This window comes from Synechococcus sp. R55.8 (assembly GCF_047461895.1).
GTDB lineage: Bacteria > Cyanobacteriota > Cyanobacteriia > Thermostichales > Thermostichaceae > Thermostichus.
In genome coordinates, this window is record NZ_JANSIB010000049.1 from 12,364 (window position 1) to 16,355 (window position 3,992).

At 60.2% G+C, this 3,992-nt stretch carries 3 protein-coding genes and 1 tRNA gene; 3 read left to right on the forward strand and 1 reads right to left on the reverse strand.

Annotation, left to right across the window (positions count from 1 at the left end; translation table 11 throughout):
- The coding region (locus NW829_RS06650) for a DUF815 domain-containing protein (protein ID WP_414416716.1) at positions 1-203 on the forward strand (203 nt) is incomplete at its 5' end.
- Between the two features lie 171 nt (positions 204-374).
- A complete protein-coding gene (locus NW829_RS06655) occupies positions 375-2,468 on the forward strand; it encodes a hydantoinase/oxoprolinase family protein (RefSeq protein WP_414416717.1) in 2,094 nt (697 codons plus the stop codon).
- A 324-nt stretch (positions 2,469-2,792) separates the two neighbouring features.
- Here NW829_RS06655 and NW829_RS06660 read toward each other — a convergent pair.
- Positions 2,793-2,865, reverse strand: a tRNA-His gene (locus NW829_RS06660).
- Positions 2,866-2,934: 69 nt separating this feature from the next.
- Here NW829_RS06660 and NW829_RS06665 point away from each other — a divergent pair.
- On the forward strand, positions 2,935-3,735 hold the full coding sequence (locus NW829_RS06665) for a photosystem II S4 domain protein (protein WP_414416718.1): 801 nt from the start codon (positions 2,935-2,937) through the stop codon (positions 3,733-3,735).
- The last annotated feature ends 257 nt before the right edge of the window (positions 3,736-3,992 follow it).

Here is a 3,992-nt window from a genome sequence, read left to right on the forward strand (position 1 = left end):
CCCCCTTCACCCAGGGAGATTACCTGGCAACCGTAGAACACTTGGCCCAGCGGCTGGGTTTCACCCAATCTCTGGATGCCCTGCGCCGCCAGGCCTTAATCTGGGCCCAACAGCAAAACGGCTTTTCCGGTCGCACTGCCCGTCAGTTTTTGGATGCCGTTCGGGCAGGGCTGGTGAAAGGCAACGATGGACTTCCGAGCTAGAGGTGGTGACTATTCCAAACTCCAAAAAAGACAGAAGTTGCTGAGCTACACTCGCTACACGAAGGGGCGCCGGTCAGCCTGTCTCTGCCGTTACAAAAGCCAGGCGTCATAGCCATAGTCCGACCAAGGGCTGGCCCCAGAAGAAGGCAAAAGAAATGCACGATGGAAGCCATGGTCGCATCAGCGTTGGGTAGCAACCTCGATCCGGCCAATCTGGATCAGACGGAAGCAAGCCGAGGCTTGGCCCGCCTGGGGATCGATGTGGGGGGCACCTTTACCGATCTGGTGCTCCTGCGCGACGGCCAGATTCAGACGGCGAAGGTGCTGTCTACCCCCAGCCCTGAGGAGGGAGTCTTTGCGGCGCTGGACAAGCTGGGGGCGCTCCAAGGAGAGCTCCGGGTTGACCTGTTCTGCCATGGCATGACGGTGGCCACCAACGCGCTGCTGGAGCGCAAGGGATCCCCCACCCTGTTTTTGACCACGGCGGGCTTTCGGGATGTGCTGGCCATTGCCCGTCAAAACCGCCCCTCTCTGTATGACCTGACACAGCCCAAGCCGGAGCCAGTGGTGCCCCGCCACCATTGCCTGGAGGTGAAGGAGCGCTGCAGCGCGGGCGGAGTGTTGGAGCCGCTCACCGATGCCGAAATCCGGCGGGTGGTGCAGGAGGTGGGGGAACGGGTGCAGCGGGATGGGATCCGCGCTATTGGGGTGGGGTTTTTGTTTTCTTTTCTCTACCCGGAGCACGAACAGCGGCTGGGGACGGCCTTGCGGCAGGCTTTTCCCGATCTGCACCTTTCCCTGTCTTGCGAGGTGGCGCCGGAGTTCCGCGAATACGAGCGCTTCAGCACCACCGCCATCGATGCCTACCTCAGCCCGGCACTGGCGGGCTACCTGCACCGCTTGGCCCAAGGATGTCGGGAGCGAGGGATCCCCCAACCGTTGATCATGCAGTCTTCCGGCGGGGTGACCTCCATTGCTCAGGCGGCGGCCCATGCTTCGGTGGCTTTGCTCTCAGGGCCGGCAGGCGGGGTTTATGGGGCGGCCTATCTGGGTCGCCTGAGTGGCTACCCCCACTTGCTCAGCTTCGATATGGGGGGAACCAGCACGGATGTGGCCTTGATCCAAGATGGGATCCCCCAGGTTACTCCCGCAGCGGTGGTGTGTGGCTTGCCCGTGCAACAGCCCCAAATTGATATCCACACCGTCAGTGCCGGCGGCGGATCCCTGGCCCATTTGCTGCCCGGCGGTGGGCTCCAGGTGGGGCCAGAGAGTGCCGGATCCAACCCCGGGCCGGCCTGCTACGGTCGGGGGGGAAGGGCTCCGACGGTTACCGATGCCAACCTCTGGCTGGGGTACCTGCCGGATGGCGGTCGGCTGGGCGACTCGGTGCAGCTACGGCGGGGGCTAGCGGAACAGGCTATTGCCACGCTGGCGGATCCCTTGGGCTTGAGCTTGCAGGAAACTGCCGTTGGCATTCGCACCTTGGCCAACGTCGCTATGTCGCGGGCCTTGCGGGTGATCAGCGTGGAGCGGGGTTTGGATCCCGCCGATTTTGCCCTGCTGGCCTTTGGTGGGGCAGGCCCGATGCATGCCTGTGCTTTGGCAGAAGAGCTGGGCATCCGCACGATCTTGATCCCGGCTGCCTGTGGGGTGCTCTCGGCGCTGGGAATGGCTTTGGCAGATCTGCGGCGAGACTATCGGCGGGCCATCCTCCAACCTCTGCGGCAGCTCACGTCCGCTTCAGGGGGATCCCTGCTGGCCCAATGGGCAGAACCCCTGATCCGCCAGGCGAGAGCCGATCTGCAGGAGCCGGCGTTGCACTTCAGCTTGGACTTGCGCTATCGCGGCCAGTCTTTTGAGTTGGAGATCCCGGTGCGGTTGTCAGATCCGATTCCTCATCTGGAGCAACAGTTTCACCAGGCCCACCGACAACGCTATGGATGGCAGGATTTGGCCCAGCCGGTGGAGGCAATTCAGTTGCGTCTACAGGCGGTGCAGGCCCTACCCACCGTGCCTTTGACTGCACCCCACCCTTTGCCAGGGGATCCCCTCAAGGGTCGGCGAGAGGCATGGTTTGGGGGCAGGATGTGCTCGGTGCCGGTTTACGATCGGCAGCGCATGGGTGTGGGGTTTCAACTGCGCGGGCCGGCAATTGTCGAGATGCCGGAGGCAACGGCGGTGATCGAAGCCGGTTGGACAGGTGTCATTGACGAAGTGGGAACCCTAATCTTGAGCTGTGTTCACAATGGCGGGACGGAGTTTTAGTGAGTTCACCCGTAAGGCAGTTTCGATGCAAACCAGGACACTGCACCCACACCCAAGACATTGAATGCATGGGGCCAGAAGGCTTTTCAAGGACTCCGTCCCGCTGGCGCGATCAGTAGCCCAGGTGTCTCACCCTAACCTGAAACGACCCTAACCGAGCTTGTTTTGAGGGGGAGAGCCAGGGGCTGCAGATTGCCTTGACGACTCCCTTCACGATTTTTGCGTCCAGATGGGGTGTTGCTTGTTTTCATTGGGCAGGGTCTAGATAGATGGACTGGCCTCTGCAGCCCTTGCCCTGACTGGATTTTCGCGATTTCCCTCAAGGGCGGACGATGGGACTCGAACCCACGAATGGAGGATCCACAATCCTCTGCCTTAACCGCTTGGCTACGCCCGCCGCGATTCCGGCTATCTAGCTTAGCATGGGAAAAACGGGACTGAACTACAAAGGTCGAAGCGCCTCAAAATGCTACCCAGAGCCGATTTGTTGCAAGGGGCAGAGTATCGAGAAACCTTGGCACGGGTCTTGGATTTGGGAGAGCAAGCCCTCAAGACCTGGCAAGTGGTCTGGAGCGACTTCCTTTCCCCACCCGAAATAGCGGAGGTGCAAGCTCGGCTGCGCAACTTGACCGAACTACAAGTGGGGGCCTGGGGAGGGTACCCCCAAGCAGAGCGCCAGCGCTTGGCCCTAGCTCGCTCTGAGGTGGGTCTGGATGTCCGGGATCCCAAGCCCGACCCAGAAGGGATCCCATTGGCCGCCATTCAGATTCAGGGCAACTTTCTCTTCGACCCGGCTACCCACCGCGATTTTCTGGGAGCCCTTTTGGGAGCCGGCATCGCCCGCGAGAAAGTGGGAGACATCCTTGTGTTGGGAGACTCAGGCGCCCAGGCCATCGTTGTGCCCGAAATGGTGGACTACCTCGCCCTAAACCTGACTCAGGTGCGCACAGTGCCTGTCAAAGTGAGCCGGATCCCCCTGAGCCAGTTGAACATTCAACCCCCCCGCGTCAAATCCATCACCAGCGTGGAAGCCTCTTTGCGCCTGGATGCGGTAGCCTCAGCTGGGTTTGGCATCTCCCGCAGCAAAATGGTGGAAGAAATCCAACGGGGGGAAGTGCGGGTCAATTGGAAGCCCATTACCCAAGCCAGCTACACCGTTGGCCCTCAGGATTGGATTGCCATTCGCGGTCGTGGTCGGCTGCAAATCGAAGAGGTAGCCGAAACGAAAAAAGGCCGCTTTCGAGTGCAAATGACGCGGTATCTCTAGGTTTTTCTTGCCTGAGTTTTGGGAGATCGTTATGCTCATTTTGGTTCAAACTAGGATACTGTGCCCACACCCGAAACGTTGGTCGCGTCAGTGTTGTAGAGCAATAATGCATAGGGCCAGAAGTCTTTTCAAGGACTCCGTCCCGCTGGCGCGATCAGTAGCTCAGGTGTCCACCCTAATTTGAAGCGACTGCAGCTTCAAGAAATGCTCTAGAAAAAAGAGAAAAAGGCCCAGGGATAAAGCAAATACTCCAAGTA